At 45.5% G+C, this 15,746-nt stretch carries 11 protein-coding genes and 4 pseudogenes; 7 read left to right on the plus strand and 8 right to left on the minus strand.

Annotation, left to right across the window (positions count from 1 at the left end; translation table 11 throughout):
- Window positions 1–621: 621 nt before the first annotated feature.
- Window positions 622–1,734, plus strand: coding sequence for a glycerate kinase (locus tag RIE73_RS14135; RefSeq protein ID WP_446401780.1), 1,113 nt, complete (start codon window positions 622–624; stop codon window positions 1,732–1,734).
- A 138-nt stretch (window positions 1,735–1,872) separates the two neighbouring features.
- Window positions 1,873–1,971: pseudogene (locus RIE73_RS14140) on the plus strand (HNH endonuclease); the annotation flags it as partial.
- A 40-nt stretch (window positions 1,972–2,011) separates the two neighbouring features.
- Here the strand turns inward: RIE73_RS14140 and RIE73_RS14145 are convergent.
- The 6 genes from RIE73_RS14145 to RIE73_RS14170 all read right to left on the minus strand — a co-directional run bounded on the left by RIE73_RS14145 (window position 2,012) and on the right by RIE73_RS14170 (window position 10,174).
- Window positions 2,012–2,557: a peroxiredoxin family protein gene (locus RIE73_RS14145; protein ID WP_446401781.1), complete on the minus strand. Its 546-nt coding sequence runs from the start codon at window positions 2,555–2,557 to the stop codon at window positions 2,012–2,014.
- Window positions 2,558–2,706: 149 nt separating this feature from the next.
- Window positions 2,707–3,300, minus strand: a complete 594-nt coding sequence (locus RIE73_RS14150; protein WP_446401782.1) for a peroxiredoxin — start codon at window positions 3,298–3,300, stop codon at window positions 2,707–2,709.
- 388 nt (window positions 3,301–3,688) lie between these two features.
- Entirely contained in the window at window positions 3,689–3,895 is a 207-nt protein-coding gene (locus tag RIE73_RS14155) for a MazG nucleotide pyrophosphohydrolase domain-containing protein (protein WP_446401783.1), read from the minus strand.
- 137 nt (window positions 3,896–4,032) lie between these two features.
- Window positions 4,033–4,842 (minus strand): phospholipase D-like domain-containing protein, encoded by an 810-nt coding sequence (locus RIE73_RS14160; RefSeq protein WP_446401784.1) that lies wholly within the window; start codon window positions 4,840–4,842, stop codon window positions 4,033–4,035.
- Window positions 4,839–9,836, minus strand: coding sequence for a DEAD/DEAH box helicase (locus RIE73_RS14165; RefSeq protein ID WP_446401785.1), 4,998 nt, complete (start codon window positions 9,834–9,836; stop codon window positions 4,839–4,841). The genes RIE73_RS14160 and RIE73_RS14165 overlap by 4 nt, the downstream gene beginning before the upstream one ends.
- 65 nt (window positions 9,837–9,901) lie before the next feature.
- Window positions 9,902–10,174, minus strand: coding sequence for a hypothetical protein (locus RIE73_RS14170; RefSeq protein ID WP_446401786.1), 273 nt, complete (start codon window positions 10,172–10,174; stop codon window positions 9,902–9,904).
- 89 nt (window positions 10,175–10,263) lie between these two features.
- Here RIE73_RS14170 and RIE73_RS14175 point away from each other — a divergent pair, with 89 nt between their 5' ends.
- The 3 genes from RIE73_RS14175 to RIE73_RS14185 all read left to right on the plus strand — a co-directional run bounded on the left by RIE73_RS14175 (window position 10,264) and on the right by RIE73_RS14185 (window position 12,738).
- Entirely contained in the window at window positions 10,264–11,358 is a 1,095-nt protein-coding gene (locus RIE73_RS14175; protein ID WP_446401787.1) for a DNA sulfur modification protein DndB, read from the plus strand.
- A gap of 163 nt (window positions 11,359–11,521) precedes the next feature.
- Window positions 11,522–12,016 carry a hypothetical protein gene (locus RIE73_RS14180; RefSeq protein ID WP_446401788.1) on the plus strand — a complete coding sequence of 165 codons (495 nt, stop codon included), beginning with the start codon at window positions 11,522–11,524 and terminating at the stop codon, window positions 12,014–12,016.
- A complete protein-coding gene (locus RIE73_RS14185) occupies window positions 12,013–12,738 on the plus strand; it encodes a hypothetical protein (protein WP_446401789.1) in 726 nt (241 codons plus the stop codon). The genes RIE73_RS14180 and RIE73_RS14185 overlap by 4 nt, the downstream gene beginning before the upstream one ends.
- Window positions 12,739–12,746: 8 nt before the next feature.
- Here the strand turns inward: RIE73_RS14185 and RIE73_RS14190 are convergent.
- Window positions 12,747–12,950: pseudogene (locus RIE73_RS14190) on the minus strand (type II toxin-antitoxin system RelE/ParE family toxin); the annotation flags it as partial.
- Between the two features lie 221 nt (window positions 12,951–13,171).
- Window positions 13,172–13,429 carry a type II toxin-antitoxin system ParD family antitoxin gene (locus RIE73_RS14195; RefSeq protein WP_446401790.1) on the minus strand — a complete coding sequence of 86 codons (258 nt, stop codon included), beginning with the start codon at window positions 13,427–13,429 and terminating at the stop codon, window positions 13,172–13,174.
- Between the two features lie 303 nt (window positions 13,430–13,732).
- Between RIE73_RS14195 and tnpC the strand changes: the two are divergent.
- Together tnpC and RIE73_RS14205 are read left to right on the plus strand one after the other, a co-directional pair.
- Window positions 13,733–15,222: pseudogene (gene tnpC / locus RIE73_RS14200) on the plus strand (IS66 family transposase).
- A 246-nt stretch (window positions 15,223–15,468) separates the two neighbouring features.
- A pseudogene (locus RIE73_RS14205) lies at window positions 15,469–15,714 on the plus strand (NACHT C-terminal helical domain 2-containing protein); the annotation flags it as partial.
- Window positions 15,715–15,746 lie beyond the last annotated feature (32 nt).

The following is a 15,746-nucleotide window of genomic DNA, read 5'->3' on the forward strand; positions in this document are numbered from 1 at the left end:
TCATGCTGTTTAATGGTTAACCCCCGCAGTACACCAGGTATTATATTTTTGATTTTCGTAATCGTGGAAATGATTTATATATTGTTTTGAGTATTTTTAAACGATTTGTTCTTTTAGCGGGTTAACGTGTCTATATCTTCCGCTGATGCGGGACACGGGTCGGGGGATTTGTTGATAGGCTACCGGCGGGGGAGGGGATTTTGTTGATAGGTTATCGGTGAGGGAGGGCGGGTTTTGTTGATAGGTTATCGGTGACAAGTTAATTGAGTTTCTAAACCCGCCCCGACAAAGGCGGGTTCTGTTGATAGGTTATCGGTGAGGGAGGGCGGGTTTTGTTGATAGGTTATCGGTGACAAGTTAATTGAGTTCCTAAACCCGCCCCGACAAAGGCGGGTTCTGTTGATACGTTATTGGTGGGGGAGGGCGGGTTTTGTTGATAGGTTATCGGTGACAAGTTAATTGAGTTTCTAAACCCGCCCCGACAAAGGCGGGTTCTGTTGATACGCTATCGGTGAGGGAGGGCGGGTTTTGTTGATAGGTTATCGGTGACAAGTTAATTGAGTTCCTAAACCCGCCCCTACAATTGTAATTGTTCCTAAACCTGCCCCTACCCTAAGACTGATGACTCATCCCGTTTCCCCGTCTCCCTCCCTCGGTGATATTCTTAACCAATGGATAGCCGGAAAATCACCTAATTCATCGGCTTGGCAAACATTAGTAACAGCGGAATTAACACCGCCAGAACGGGCGAAAGCGTTTGGAATTACGGCAGATAACGTAACAGAAAAATTACGGGCGCGATCGCGTCTTCTTCTCTCTGTCTATAGTGATGTTCTCACTCTACCCTCTTTTGCCCATAAAATCAAGGATAATTCAGAACAGTCAAAGTCGATTCAAACGAATATTCTTCTATCTCTGTGGCGATTATGGCTTCCGTTGGCGATACAGTTGGCGGACTATCGACAACAGTTAGATCGTCCCCTGATTCAGGGAATATTAGGCGGACAGGGAACGGGAAAAACTACATTGGCGGTTGTATTGAAATTAATTTTAGCCCAGTTAGAATATCGTACTCTTAGCCTTTCCATTGATGACCTTTATAAAACCTATCAAGAACGACAGCAACTGCGAGAACACGATCCGCGTCTGATTTGGCGGGGTCCACCGGGAACCCATGATGTGGAGTTGGGGGTGCAGGTATTAGATGAGTTGCGATCGCCGAATTCCTCAGACTCTATTCTCGTCCCCCGCTTTGATAAATCCGCTTGGCAAGGTGCAGGCGATCGCACGGATTTTGAACCTGTACAAAAGGCGGATATTGTGTTATTTGAAGGCTGGTTTGTCGGCGTGCGTCCCGTGGCGGCGACTGTGTTTGAGGGAATGACTCCAGCACCTATTAAAACAGAGAGCGATCGCACGTTTGCACGGGATATGAATGAACGACTTAAAGCCTATTTACCCTTGTGGGAACGCTTAGACTATTTAATCGTACTTTATCCCATTGATTATCGCCTAAGTTTGCAATGGCGGCGTCAGGCGGAGGCGGAAATGATCGCGACGGGTAAATCGGGGATGAGTGACTCAGAAATTAAGGAGTTTGTCAAGTATTTCTGGAAAGCATTGCATCCAGAATTATTTATTACGCCATTAATTCACAATCCAGATTGGGTGGATTTAGTGATTGAAATTAATTCCGATCATACACCGGATCGGGTTTATCATCCTGAAGAATAGCTTGGATACTTATACCAAATCCTGATGAGGTACAGCCTCAAGCAAGATCCCCGACTTCTTGAAGAAGTCGGGGATCTGTCTGTGCGTCAGAGGATCAACCAAGAAAATAAACCAGAAAACCAATAAACAAAACGCCACCAAAATGATATCAGCAACCTACAAACTCTCTGCCGTTCCTGTAACCTAAAGAAAAAACATCGTCTTGATCCTCACTTCCGGCGTCACTTCAGTCGCTAAAATTGTAGAAATTTTGCAGCAACATCTCTCAAGAGCCTTGCTACACCGACAACTCCAAATTCGAGAGTAGTTTCTCCATCTCAGCATTTGGAGATAAGAAGGAAAACAAATGTTTAAAGCGGAGTTTACCTTGCTTATCTACCAAAAACTGAGCAGGTAAAGGCGCTCCCAATGCCTGACCGACTTGATAGGCTTGAAAGGTGCGACAACTTGGATCACTCAACAGAGGCATTTTTAATCCTAAATCCTTGACCACTGTTTTGCTTTGCTGAGGATCGGTACTTGTGATCATTAATACCTCTACCCCCTTTTGGGTAAATTGCTCGTATTGCTCATTCATCGCCTGAATATGAGGATAGCAAAGGGGACAATATTGCTTTTCGGTAAAAATGCGGGTGAATGCCAACAGTACAGGTTGCTGTTCTCGGTAATTGGATAATCTCACCTGACGATTATTCGTGATATCCGGTAGTTCAAAATCCGGAGTCAGTTGTCCTATTCTCAAAGGATTGGTCGCAGGGATGGGAAAAAAATTACGCAGAAACCGTTCGTTGAATAAACCTCTAAAGTCAGTTGATGTTAGCATTGGCTGAATCTGATCCAATCACTTATTTGATCTATCGGCAAAAGGCGCACGTCGGTCATTGGAGTCAACTTAAGGTAAAAAGTCAGGCGAGTGGGAGAGTGGGAGAGTGGGAGAGAATATTCACCCCATCACCCCATCACCCCATCACCTTAAACGGCTGAGAAGTAAACCTTAGATTTAACGGGATCGGGAACCATTGTTTTATCACCGGGTTGCCAACCTTGAGGGCAAACTTCGTCTGGATTCGCCTGAACGTATTGAACCGCTTTCAGAGTCCGCAACACTTCGTCTACATTCCGACCAAACGAGAGGTTATTAATGGTCGAATGTTGAATAATACCATCTTTATCGATAATAAACAATCCCCGTAGGGCTACACCTGCATCGGGGTCAAGGACATTGTAAGCCGTACTGATTTCTTTCTTGATGTCAGAAACTAAAGGATAATTGAGATCACCTACACCACCACTCTTGCGATCAGTTTGAATCCAAGCTAGGTGAGAGAATTCACTGTCCACGGAGATGCCGAGAACTTGAGTGCCAACTTCTTTAAATTCGCTAAAGCGATCGCTAAATGCTGTTACCTCTGTGGGACAAACAAAGGTAAAATCTAGTGGATAGAAAAATATGACTACATATTGACCCCGGTAATCAGACAGCTTGATGGTCTTAAATTCTTGATCGACGACCGCCGTCGCGCTGAAGTCAGGAGCAGGTTGACCAACTCGCAGACATCCTTCCATAAAATTCTCCTCCTTGAGTGTTTTGGTGTATGCGTTCGCTATAGCTTATCAGTTTTAGTCAATTATTTACGAACTGTTACGACTATATCATAATCCATAGTCATAACGACTAGGACTTACTCACGGGTTTGGTTAATCCCAGGCACTGTTTCAACATCGACTTCCGTGAAAAGGGTTCATCCCAGTTATGCGATCGCCTCTTTGGGCAAACATCAGCTAGTTGTCCCTGTATCAACGAGAATATCATTTAAGGTGATGGAACGTACTGGTTCAGCCGGAATAAAACCTCGTGCTGCAATCCATATTAATTAATCAGTTCGTAGCATGGGTAGGACACGGCAATGCCGTGTCCCTACAGATAACTAGAATTACTGAATTTATATTTAGTTTAATCATCCTTGATTTTATATCGGTATTTATCTCTACATGAGTACTTTTGTATCATATTTTCAAAAGCCTCCTGTAAGTCAATATTGTGGGAATTGGCTAGGCAAATCAACGCAAATAAAATATCTGCGATTTCGCCAGAGAGTTCTTGGGCAGGTTCGCTGTCTTTTTTCTTTTTTTGTCCGTAGAGGTTTAGAGGCAGTTCCACTGCCGATTCATACTCCGGATGCGAATGAGCGGCTGGCTAAGTTTTTGAAAGAATACAGCTAGTCAATCGAGTATTTTATCTATGTTTTTATAAAATTGCCGCCAACTATAGTGATTTAAAATTTTGGGTTTCCTTGTTCAAATTTGATTAATCCATTGATTTATATGTTTCAATAAATTTTGTAAATCTATGAAGTTTTGAAGCTCTTGACTATCGGTAAAAGCTAAATAGTCCTTTAATGTGTATTCTTCTCGCTTTAAGGTCTTATTAAGACTGTAATTCTGTGCTAGTACTGCTCGATTTCCCATTTGCTGAGCTATGGATTGTAACTTCGTAAGCTCAGTCTCGTCAGTTATTTCTACCATCAGCTCGTCGTTATAACTTAGCCCACCATTGGTGAAGTTAGCACTTCCAATCAATGCTCCGATGGGAGTCCAGAGCAACTTAGCGTGAAGTTTATCTAAGTAATATAATTCGGCTCCCTTTGCTTGTAGCATTCGACCAATACGAATAGTTTCCGCGTGTACGGTAGCTGCACTAGCTAGCTGCTCAATCTCTGTATTGAACTCCTCTATGACCTCTTCGATAATGTCGTAACCTTGTAAATCTTCTTCTTCCTCTCTTTCCTCCAGCAAGCGTTTTCGTAAGTCAATCTTGTATGCTAGACGCTTAAGTGTCCTAAAAGGGATTAGTTCTCCTGGAGGCTTAGTAATTACGCGGAGCCTGTGTTGCTCAGCTATACGGGTAAGCAATTGGCTCAATTCAATTTCCTCCCTCTGCCCACCCAGCAAACTGGCAAAGTCTCCGAGTTGAGCGATCGCTAAACGAACATCTTTAAGCCAGGGGCTAATCAGCCAGACCTCACCCTTGGCATCCAGCGAATCCACGAGCAACTTGGCTAAACCCCTAGAAAGGGTTGGTTTTGGATAGTTACCATAAACCTTCATGTATTTCCTTGGTAATAGAACACCTGTTGCCCAATAAAAGTTTCATGGTCGAAGTCCCGCTTAATTCTTTCAAATCCCTGATTTTTGAGCTGAAGCCTATAAGCGTCATCGGGTTCGCCTTGATGTTCGAGGATTACATAACCCCCGTTCTGCTGAGCGATCGCCACCAATTTTTCAACAGGCTCCTGGCCGTATTCACGAGTCAGTTCTTGGGTCAAAAGATGACGAGCCATTTTCAAGTAACGCCGAGAAATAGTATGGCGCATCACATCAATATGCCCGTGATCGCAGCTAGCTGCCAAACAAGCTGGACAGGCATCCACACAAGTACTCAGACTCATATTCTCAACTTGAGCCAGGAATCGGTCTAATGCATTTGCTGTGTCCTCCGAATCTTCATCCTCTAAACCTAAGTTTTGGGTATGCTCTTCATACCTCTGCCTCAACTGAGCTAGATAAGGATAGTTTGTTGGTTCCTGTTGAACTTGTGTGGCTACATAACCTGCCAGTTCCCTTGGGGTTGAAGGTCGCTTAAATCTCTCAGCCAAGACGTCTTCCAGATGCAGTAACTCAATTTGTAAGCCAATGCGGGGCAAGGTCTGCCCTGCAATGCTCAGTTCACTCGTGAGCAATCCAGCTAAACGCTGGAGTAAAGGATCGTTTTTGTCCTTTACCTGTTGCTCAACAAGGGGGAAAAGAAAATCTCTGGGATTTTTTCTGTCCGGTGGTTCAGATTGGAAAAATGTTTCTAGGAAGTTCAGAAGTAGCTGCTGATTGTCTCGTAAAACTCTCTTCAAAAAGTCTTCTTCATCACCTACGGGACACGATAAAGTTACTTCCCACCAACGCTTAAGTAAATGGGTTGGATTCTCTTTTAGTACCTCTGATGCCAGCCTTGTCGCCCCATTACCATCTTGGTTGCGTTCGTAAACGTAAAACGAAGTATCCCAAGGCTTTTTCCCGTAGGTTAGTTTTAGTATATTATGGCTGCCTATCTCCTCATCACGAGTGCTACCTTCTGTCAGAAACAGATTCCTCGTTGCCTGTTTCAGCGAATGAACTATGTTATCCATCAAGTAGTCCAATATTTCCGATTTCTTGGTGAGTTTAGCGAAAACCTGCTCCTCCAAAATTTGTCTAGTATTTGGAGGAATTGTTGATTCTTTAGATGTGGTGGCTTCAGCTTGAAATGCGGTTATATCAAATAATGTGCCTTGAATGGCACTATCACTCTGAGATTCAGTAATGCTATTGGAATAGGTCAGAATTGAAACCAATCGCTCTCTGAAGTCTTCAGGAACAACTCGATGGTCACGCCAGTAGTTGTCACATACTATGTCCACCAGCTCATTCAACCCATTGGGATTAGTCAGATGATCTAAGAAAGTTCGCCAGTCTTCCATTCCCCTCGCTCGTGACTCCGCACGCATAGTGGCAATGATGTCTGCTACTTTACGCAGGTCAAAAGCAGTTAAGGGATTTTCTACTTCCTTTGGTTGCCAAAAACTCGACTTGAGCAAGAATCGAAGGTACTGGTCTTGTAAGTGAGTCTTGCGTTTAGGATCATTCCATATCTTCTCGAACAAAGACTCAGCTACTGTATATAGCTGTTCGCATGAATAGGGAACCCGTACTCCCTCAGTCCTCAAGTCATAGCCATACAAGGTAGGCTTCCCATCGTGTTCGCTGATGTATCTAACTGTGTTTTGACCCATCCCCGCGTGCGGGTCTGTCCTGCCTTGACGTAGCAACTGCTCATCAGGTAGCAACCGAATACGAGCCTCAGCTCCGTATTGAACTTCCCAGACATTGAGCATTGAGCGATTTTCCCCGACTTCGCCATAGTAGAAATCAAGATTATTGACCAAGCCTTTGAATAGGGGAGGCAATTTTAGTCTGTGCCGAGGCTCTACTTCCTCTTGATCTGCCGTATTTACCTTGACCACGCTGAAAGACAAGGGGTAGCTATTAGAATCTGGAGAGACTGAACGAACCTGGTCTGGATAACCCTGGTCAAGCTGTTCTCTTTTGCTTCCATACCTCAAGTCCACGCTACCGTCAGGGTTAAACGCGCCCCACCATTCAGTATTCGGATGCTTTGGATCATTTAGTGAGTCCGTACCAAAGTCCCATAGTTCCAGATAGCGAACTCGGTAGAAACGCTGCGGTAGATCTTGACTGTAAACCTGCTCTACATTCAAGGGTAAGTAATCTTGCCAATTACTCCCCCATACTTGATCAAGCTGCTTAAGAAGCCGAGAATTGAATGGTCCAGGATTTTCAGAGCGTCTTTCATACTTATACCGCTCTATAGCTACTGCATTGGGCACTGGTCTTCCTTTAAAGTTTTCTCTTGGTTTTACAAAAGCAACTAAGGGTCGCCAGTAAAGATGATAGCGAGGGTTATAACGGCGCGTAATCTTGCCAGGAGCCAATTCTAAGAAAGCAAGAGAAATATCCTCGTTTGCCCCAGACCAGTTTTCTGGCTTCCCGCCTCCCGAAAACATAACCCGAACTGTAGGCAGATTGATTGAGCTAAACAGGTTATCTGGTAAATCTGGACAAATCTGGAGCAGATTGTTGTTTTTTGCAAAGTTATAGCGGATATCATCTTCAAGCATCCGCGTTTTAAACCAATCCCATATCTCTTTCCAATTTCGGTGAACTTTTTGAAACGATTCGCCTGTTACATACTTGTAGGCGTACTGAAGTGTCTGCCCAATCTCGGACTTATCCAACTCCTGCTGTATTTCATCCAAATGCTCTTCAACACTACTGAAGTTTCCCTGGAGTAGGTCTCGTCGTTGTCTGAGACGCGCCAACTCGTCAAAGATTAGGGCAATGGTTTGAAACTGCTGCACAAAGTAGTTATCGACGTTGAGAGGTGGGCGGTAGTCGGAAGGATTGTAGAGGAGTTGCGGGTTCTGATAATAAAAGGCATCCTTGTAAGAGTTTTGTGAAAGGGTGACCGCTGTGATAGGACAGTCTTGGAGGGAACGACCAGCCCTGCCCTTCTTTTGCACAAAACTGGCTGGGTTACGAGGGGCGTGGTGCTGCATGACAAATTGGATGCTGGCGTCGTCGTAACCGACTTCTAATGAAGTAGTCGCAAAGATGATGTCTTGCAGTAGAATTTCGATATCTCCTTTACCACTACCGCTGTACACTGGAAAAGGCATTGAAGTGAGTGATCGCGCTTCTGTTCCGGGTTGGCGTTGTGTGGAGTATTGATCGAGGTCTTCAGCATCAAAGTACCAATATTCACCATCCAGAAACTCTGGAGAGGCTAGTACGTCTTGGCTGAAGTTAGGTCGCTGAAGTCTGTAGCGTGCTAGATTCCTGTTTGTTTCGGCATCGTGGAACTCAAGTGCTAATTTTTTGACTTTACTGATAGAGTCTTGAAACACGAGGCTTTTGAACTTAGGGGGTTCGTTCCCATCACTGTCTCGCCGACGCATATTGTGGGCGATCACCATGATCGTCTGGATTGCTGTCGAGGCATCTCCTACAGGTTTACCACGCGAGTATGTTTCTGGGCGAATGAACAGGAAATACTCTCGTCCCTGAGCATCTTCCATGTCCTTCTCTTCATCTGGTGAAATCTCATCTACATACGGAACCCCGCTAAGTTCCTGCCAAAACTTTTGAGGATTACCAATCGTTGCACTCATCCCCAACATCAGGGGGTATTGCCAAGATTCTCCATCATACGAATGCATTGCCTGTTGTAGTCGATGGCGTAAACGGCGAATCAGCAAGCCAATCTGAGCGCCGTGTATAGTGTCATAGAGGTGCATTTCGTCGAATACAACAGCTCGTGGAGCGCAGAAATTTGGTGGAAAATCTCGGCGAGTCGGTAAGCCGAAGAAATCATTGAATGTAGGGTCTATCAACCACCGATGCAGCATTTCAGTGGTGATAATTAGCACATCTGGTGGGTTGCTTTGAATAGCGCTGCGCGTAGCCTTAAAGCTCTCTAACTCCCAACTGTTGTCAGCAGGTTTTAGGGTACATTCACCCTTGGTTAGATTGATCGCATAGACTGGATCTCCATTTTTGTCTGTGAAGTACGGGAGTTGGTATTGCTCATCCTGCTTTTCCCAACGTCCACGCTGGAGTTTTCCGTCTTTCTCGTATCCATTACGCAGTTCCTCGTCATTTAAGGGAGTGTCACCAAAAGCAATTCCTACAGTCAAATCTTTGTTTGACACTCCACTCCTTGCCATGCCATACACTTGCTGGTTAATGGAAGCTACATACTGGCTGAGTCGCTCTAACTGATTTTTGGCTAAAGTCTGCCGAGGATAAACTAGGATGATTTTACATCCCACAATATCGTTCATCTTCTCCTGCAAGGCTCCAAGTAACAGAGGAAGTAACGCAGCTTCAGTTTTACCACTACCAGTGTTGCCAGTAATTACATATCCCTGTCCCTTACGCTGGAAATATTTCTGAGTGATTTGCTGCAACGCCCGTTCTTGGACACTGGTTAGTTTTACTTCGTCTAGTTCTTTGTTTAGGGCTTTACAAAAACCATTTTGAACAGCTTTGCGAGCGTTATCTAGATGCTTGAGTCTAAGATTTTTACTGTTTTTAAATAACTGTTTAATAATTTCTTTAAACTTAGTCTTACGCGCCAACCTGCGGCGATCGGCAAACTCAACACGGATGGATTGGATTAGATAAGGTGCGCTTTGGGCATCATTGGGGCGAAACCGCTGCTTAACATTCTTGAGGAGTCGGACAATCTCGCTAATTCGTGAGCGATAGTGGTTCTCATCCAGCTTCAGCACCCACCTTTGCTCTTCTAAACTGGCTAACCCTTCTTCTAATTCAGCCTCGTCCAAGTTTTCACACTTTTCTTGGGCACGCTGTATTATGTCAGCCTTTTTGATATAGGTTTCGTAGAGACCAAAGTTAATCCGCTCCTGCTCAATATCCTCTATATGACGCAAAATAAGTTGGTCAGTATTTTTAGTGTTGAGACTCATCATTTTCTAGATGTAAGTAGATTACTGAGGCGATTCAGAGTTAGGGAACGTCATCCCGTCACCATCGTTTAGCTGCCGTCAATTCTTCTCTTACCCATATTTGAACGGGCAAGCTTACGATGCTCTAGCAATTCATCTAGGAGCTGAGTTTTCTTGTCAGGGTTCTCCCAATCATTGATAAATCTTTTCAGGGCGATGCTGACCATATCCTGCACAGTAGGCGCTGCACTCTGATATTGGCTTTCCAGTGAAAGCCTGATCTGGCGCAGCGCTTCGTAGAGTTCTCCCGGTACACGAACAGTTGAAGACAAGGTTTGATTGCCTGAAGGGGTCTCACGCATTCTATTCCCCTTGACAGAAGGCTTGCCACCATGTATACATGAGTACAAGGTAAGGGAGAAGAGTTGCTCCCCTCTCAAAGGAATCAATAATGGAACTTGTACTCCGGGCTGTGCCTATTCGTCGGGGTTCGCAGGATGAACATCAAAGCTATGTTGCTAGTCTGTTTTTTGGCGATATCGCCCGACTGCTTGATGACGGTCATCTCTACGTTCCCCATCAGCCAGATTTACCAGACTTCGCCCAGCGCAAACCTAACGCTACACGAGTTAAAGCGATCGCACGCTATATTCTGGAGACTTACCAGGATGGTACGACGTTTTTCCCGCCGATTTGCGTCAACGTTCAACCACCGCCAACCTACCGAGACGGCAGTATTTTTCTCCCTTATCACTCGGTTACTCTGCGCCTAACCGACGGTCAGCATAGATGTTTTGGTATCCGTCAGGCGCTAAAAGATATTCAGGTCGAACAACCCCAACATCTGCCAATCCTTTCCCAACTCGAAGTGGGAGTCCTCTTATATGCTGGACTGTCATTGGAGGAAGAACGTCAAGCCTTCCGCGACCAAAACCTTTTAGTCCAAAGACCAAGCGTTTCACTCTCTCACTATTTTGACAAGCGATCGCCTACCGTTTTAATTGCCAAAGCGTTAATCAAGCGAGTTCCCCAATTCCGCAACAATGTGGAGATGGTTGAGAATGGCTTAGGTAAACACAATCCCAAGTTAATAACCCTTTCTACCTTAGTATTAGCCACCCGAAATGCTTTTCCCAATCTGAAATCTAAGCAGGATTTGGAGCCTAAAATTGATTGGCTCGCAACATTTTGGGCAGCAGTCGCAAGCGTTCTGCCTAATGATCCCTGGAGACTTACTAGCAAAGAGGAGCGCTGTGTGCAAAGACAAGAGTCATTTGCCGTAACAGCTATTATGTTCCAGGCTTTGGGAATGTTGGCTCGTGACTTCTACTTAGAGGGTGTGCCAGAGGAAGAGTTTGTTAAATGGTTGGCTAGACTACGGGAGATAGATTGGCAGCGTTCTAACGAGTTATGGCGTGAGCGAGGAGTAATCCAAATTGGGGCGACTGGAGAACCGATTATTTCTAATACGAAGACAACAGTAGATGCGTGCCATAAGGTATTGCGTGAGTTTGTCGGTATTGCGCCTGTGAGCGGTGTTATATGAGTAGACAGTGGATTTTGAGTAAAAGCAGGCGGATTGGTTTACTTGTGTCGAACAGCAAGTCTTATGATAAAACAGATGTCGAGTTGTTCTGTGCGAGTTGAATCGCCCTATTTACCTTCTAAGAGTTCAAGATCGGCAAGTTGTTAATGCCATCCTGACAGAGGTGACCCAGAAACACTTGAACGATGCCGAAACGCTTTGGGAACCCCAACTTCAGGGGACTGGAGCTGAGGATGAGTACTGGAATTGGTTCGCTAAGAGTCGTCGAGCCAAGCTGTTACCTGGAGATGAGCTATATGCGATTGAGTGTGATGGCGTTACTCAAGGCTTAATGACCATCGACGTTTTGAAAAAACGCTGTCAGATTGAATCTCAATTCAGACGTCGATTAGTTTACATTAGAGCGCTAGCAACGGCTCCCTGGAATAGACCTGCGATTATGAATCCTCCAACTTACAAAGGGGTTGGCGGAAACTTAATTGACTTTGCGATCGCCCGGAGTTATGAATTAGCCTATCAAGGCAGAATCGGCTTACACGCTCTGCCAGGTGCGTTAGGATTTTACAGAAAGCTGAGAGTGGGTCTACTCGATTGCGGTTGTGATCCTGAAGATCCTGACAATCTCATTTATTTTGAAACTCTACAGCAAGAATCATGACTCAATCGTTCCCCACTTCTAATCCCGAAGCATCAGCTTCGCCAAAAGAGCAACAAACCACACAATCTCACAGGATGACCGATAGTGAGACTCGTTATCAACGCCTGATGGAACTGGTCGAGGCTGAAGATGCCTCTAATGGGGAAGTTGGTTGTGGTCGGGATTGGGGAGAACGGCTTTCCGTCTATTTAAGAACCTGTGGGATCAATATCTCCGATGAAAAGCTGAGAACCCTGCTTAGAGAGCATCTAGGTAATGTGTTAATGGAGCGGGACTTTGACTCGATTATGACTCAGGTCAGCCGCTTTATCGAATCGGTGGTGGTGCAGGCACACAGTCAATCAGGATCTCCCAAACCCTCACCCACACAAACAGAGCAAGTTACCGAACACATGCCAACAGCAAAACTCAGACAGTCTTTTCAATCCGAGTTGGGCGAGTTTTGTAATGATGCCGATATTGAGCAAATCGTTCAGTTCACCCATCAAGTCATTCACCAAGCTGTGCTTCACCCTCGATACACCTTCTCTGAACCCATCTGGGTGCTGAAAGGTGATGAGAAAATCTATATTGCTCAAGCTAAGAGAGTAAAAGAGGCGATCGCTAAAGTTAGAGAGCAAAACCCTGAAGAAACTGGCGAACTGAAAGTTGTGAAAGTTGGAGGACTGTTGTCACCCGATCAGGTGATTGTCTTGGAACCAACAGAGATATTAGTTTTATGAGTCACGATTCAACTCTGCCTGAAAATTTCCTCAATATCCCTTGATCCATGGAGAATGCGAATTACATCAATTCCATCATCAATTTCTCGGTAAAATACGACGTAATTACCCATTGGAAAACTCCGCAACCCTGCTAACAATTCCTCCCGCCTCTTACCCATTCCAGGATGAAGCGCCAGAGTTTGCAGCTTGCCCTCCAACCGATCCAAAAACTCATCTGCCCGATCATATCATGTCCGCCGAAATAACCGTAATATCCTTCTTCCTTGCAACCTTCCTCCTTCCCTTCTGCCTTCTGCCTTCTGCCCTCTGCCTTGTCTCCACCTAAATGTGAGTATTCAACCGGACATAATATCAGGGCTGTTTTCAGCAATAAATTCCCAAATGTCGAGCAAATCCAGTTCGGCTAACGGGCGTTTGATGATAACTGCCATTACTGCTGTTGCCTCTGCTGACGACGATACCGTGCTTTGGCTTTGATTTCTTGCATATCTAGGGGGGTTGATTCTCCGCTATCTAGCCCTGCCTGAATATCCTGTCGCAGTTGCTGCAAGCGGAACTGGTTCATCCTCTCCTTTTCCTGTAGCAACCGCAATCCTTCGCGAATGACTTCACTGGCGGAATAGTACATGCCACTGTTCACCTTATCCTGCACGTACTGCTCTAACTCTGGTGTCAGGGACACATTCATGTTTGCTCTCTCTTGTGACCTTTACAAATTCATTTTCGGTCACAATAACAGCTTATAGCAATTGTTTTTATCAAAATCTTGCATATCAGTGTGTTTGGTTGTGAACACGTAAGGATTCAGGTGGCGTGGAAATCCGATGAGGGGGGAAGGCTTCGCCTCCTTCTAGGGATGGGTTGAGTACAGCAGCTTCCCAGAGGCGAAGGCTTGCCCCCTTTTTAAAGCTTTCTGAGTGGGAAAAGGACAACGCCTGTGTTCACTCAACACAGAATCTGCTTTAATATAAGGTATGTGAGTGCTGTTGTCATGAACTTAAAGCTTGACCCAAACCAACTCAAACAGTTGCCCACCGAAGAACTCGTTGGTTTGCTGGTGCAGCAACAGCTCGTAATTGAAAAATTGCAACAAGAGATATATAGGCTCAAAGCCAGCCAGAAACTTGATAGTCAAGCAAGTTCTGGCGCCCCCTTCAACGGACTTGCTTCTCAAACCGGAAAAACCAAAAAAGCCGAAGGACAAGAGCGCTGGCGACAAGAGTAACAGTGCTGGGGACAACAGAGCTGGCGCTCATAGCGACAAACCTAAACGAAAGCCAGGAGGACAACCAGGTCACCCGGGTAAAACCCGGAAAGGTTTTGGGCGAGTCGATAGATACTCCATTCTCAAACCCCCAAAATGCACTAGCTGTGGCTGTGTAGAATTTGAGGAAAATCCAGCATCAGTGCCGCGGCAGCAAGTCGCGCAACTGGTAGCCCATCCGATAGAAGTAGTCGAATACCAGAGGCAAACCTGCCGTTGTGCCTGTTGTGGTCAGTTAACAGCAGCGCCTTGGTCAAAAGACATCGTGCCAGGACAAGACTTGAGTGTGAGATTGCAAGCGCTACTGGTATGGTTGGGCAACTATGGGCATCTATCTTATGAAAAGCAGCAAGAACTACTGTGGGAACTGGGCAAGATTGAGATAGGGGTAGGAACTCTTAATGCCACAAATGCTCGGATGGCAGATGCGGTGAAGGAAAGCGTTGACGGTTTGCGGGAGTGGATTAAACAGCAACCGTTAGTCCATGTGGATGAATCTCCTTGGCCAGTGTTGGGTCTCAAAGAATGGTTGTGGGTGAGTGCGACACAAGAGTGTTGTCTGTTTCATCCGGGTGATACCCGCTCACGAGCTGAACTTATCCAACAGTTGGGGTCTAGGTTTGATGGTGTAATCAATAGTGATGATTACAGTGCCTATAACGGCTACGAGGTCAAGGCACAACAGAAATGTGCGAGCCCATCTTTTACGTCACTTCAAAAAAGTCGTGAAATTGAGCCATGGTAATAATCCAGCTTTAGGGCAAGCGTTCATCGAACTAATTGAGGAAGCCTTTGCCCAGCATCGACAATGGCGTCAAACTCAAGATTCTACCTCTTTTTTTACCTGGGCGACCTCTTTTAAGCTACGAGTGGCGCTAACCATACAACAGTGGATAAGTACAGCCGGATACGAGTCGGGCAAGTTACTACGTTCTTTACGAGATAAAGCCCAACAATGGTGGTACTTCCTCGACCACCCAGAAGTGCCACCGGACAATAACCTGGCGGAACGTTCTCTGCGTTTGGCGGTGACAAAACGTAAAGTCAGTGGTGGGTCTCGCTCAATGAAACGATTTCAAGAAACAGCGGATTTATTAAGTGTAGTGCAGACTTGTCGGCGGCAAGGACGGTCGGTGATTGAGTTTTTTATAGCCGCCTTGGTCGCTCAAACTGAGTCGGGGCAATCTGTGTCACTGTTGCCTGAACCTGTCCCTTGAAACCCAGTTGTCTGTGTCCCTTGTGATTGAACTCGACAAGGTTAGACACTGGCAAACCGAGGCTCCATTCCTACCCATCATCCTGAGAGATGGATAGTATCAGCCTGATGCTGGGGTTTTGAGCCTGGGCGCACTCGCCGATATGACTTAATTCCCTTTCCCAACTTACTTTTGCACGGCTCGTACACCCAGGCTGATTGATGAGCTAAATACAGACCTGAATTCTTACACTTAGAGAAACTTGTAAAGTGGTGGGGATGGGACGGTGAAGCATGGCTTGAGGAATTAAGGAATGGGATAATGCAGCATCGCAATATGGGGTTAGAGCAGTGGTATGACGATAATGATTTTGAGGTACTACAGTGGTATCTTGATGCAAATAAATTGCTTGTAGATTGTATGAATAGCGGCTGTGAAGTGCCTGAAGAATTGCGATCGCGTATCGAAGACAACCTATTCATGCCCCTCGATTCCTCATCTATCGAAAGGTAATCGTTTCTGAGGATGTCTCATCGGTTAAGGCT

This window comes from Coleofasciculus sp. C1-SOL-03 (assembly GCF_040220555.1).
Classification (GTDB): domain Bacteria; phylum Cyanobacteriota; class Cyanobacteriia; order Cyanobacteriales; family Coleofasciculaceae; genus Coleofasciculus.

Bases quoted from the DNA above. Each gene is read 5' to 3' on its own strand.
- RIE73_RS14135 (WP_446401780.1), top strand. From the start codon at position 622: ATGACTCATCCCGTTTCCCCGTCTCCCTCCCTCGGTGATATTCTTAAC.
- RIE73_RS14170 (WP_446401786.1), bottom strand. From the start codon at position 10,174: ATGCGTGAGACCCCTTCAGGCAATCAAACCTTGTCTTCAACTGTTCGT.
- RIE73_RS14145 (WP_446401781.1), bottom strand. From the start codon at position 2,557: ATGCTAACATCAACTGACTTTAGAGGTTTATTCAACGAACGGTTTCTG.
- RIE73_RS14195 (WP_446401790.1), bottom strand. From the start codon at position 13,429: ATGAATGTGTCCCTGACACCAGAGTTAGAGCAGTACGTGCAGGATAAG.
- RIE73_RS14150 (WP_446401782.1), bottom strand. From the start codon at position 3,300: ATGGAAGGATGTCTGCGAGTTGGTCAACCTGCTCCTGACTTCAGCGCG.
- RIE73_RS14175 (WP_446401787.1), top strand. From the start codon at position 10,264: ATGGAACTTGTACTCCGGGCTGTGCCTATTCGTCGGGGTTCGCAGGAT.
- RIE73_RS14185 (WP_446401789.1), top strand. From the start codon at position 12,013: ATGACTCAATCGTTCCCCACTTCTAATCCCGAAGCATCAGCTTCGCCA.
- RIE73_RS14165 (WP_446401785.1), bottom strand. From the start codon at position 9,836: ATGATGAGTCTCAACACTAAAAATACTGACCAACTTATTTTGCGTCAT.
- RIE73_RS14160 (WP_446401784.1), bottom strand. From the start codon at position 4,842: ATGAAGGTTTATGGTAACTATCCAAAACCAACCCTTTCTAGGGGTTTA.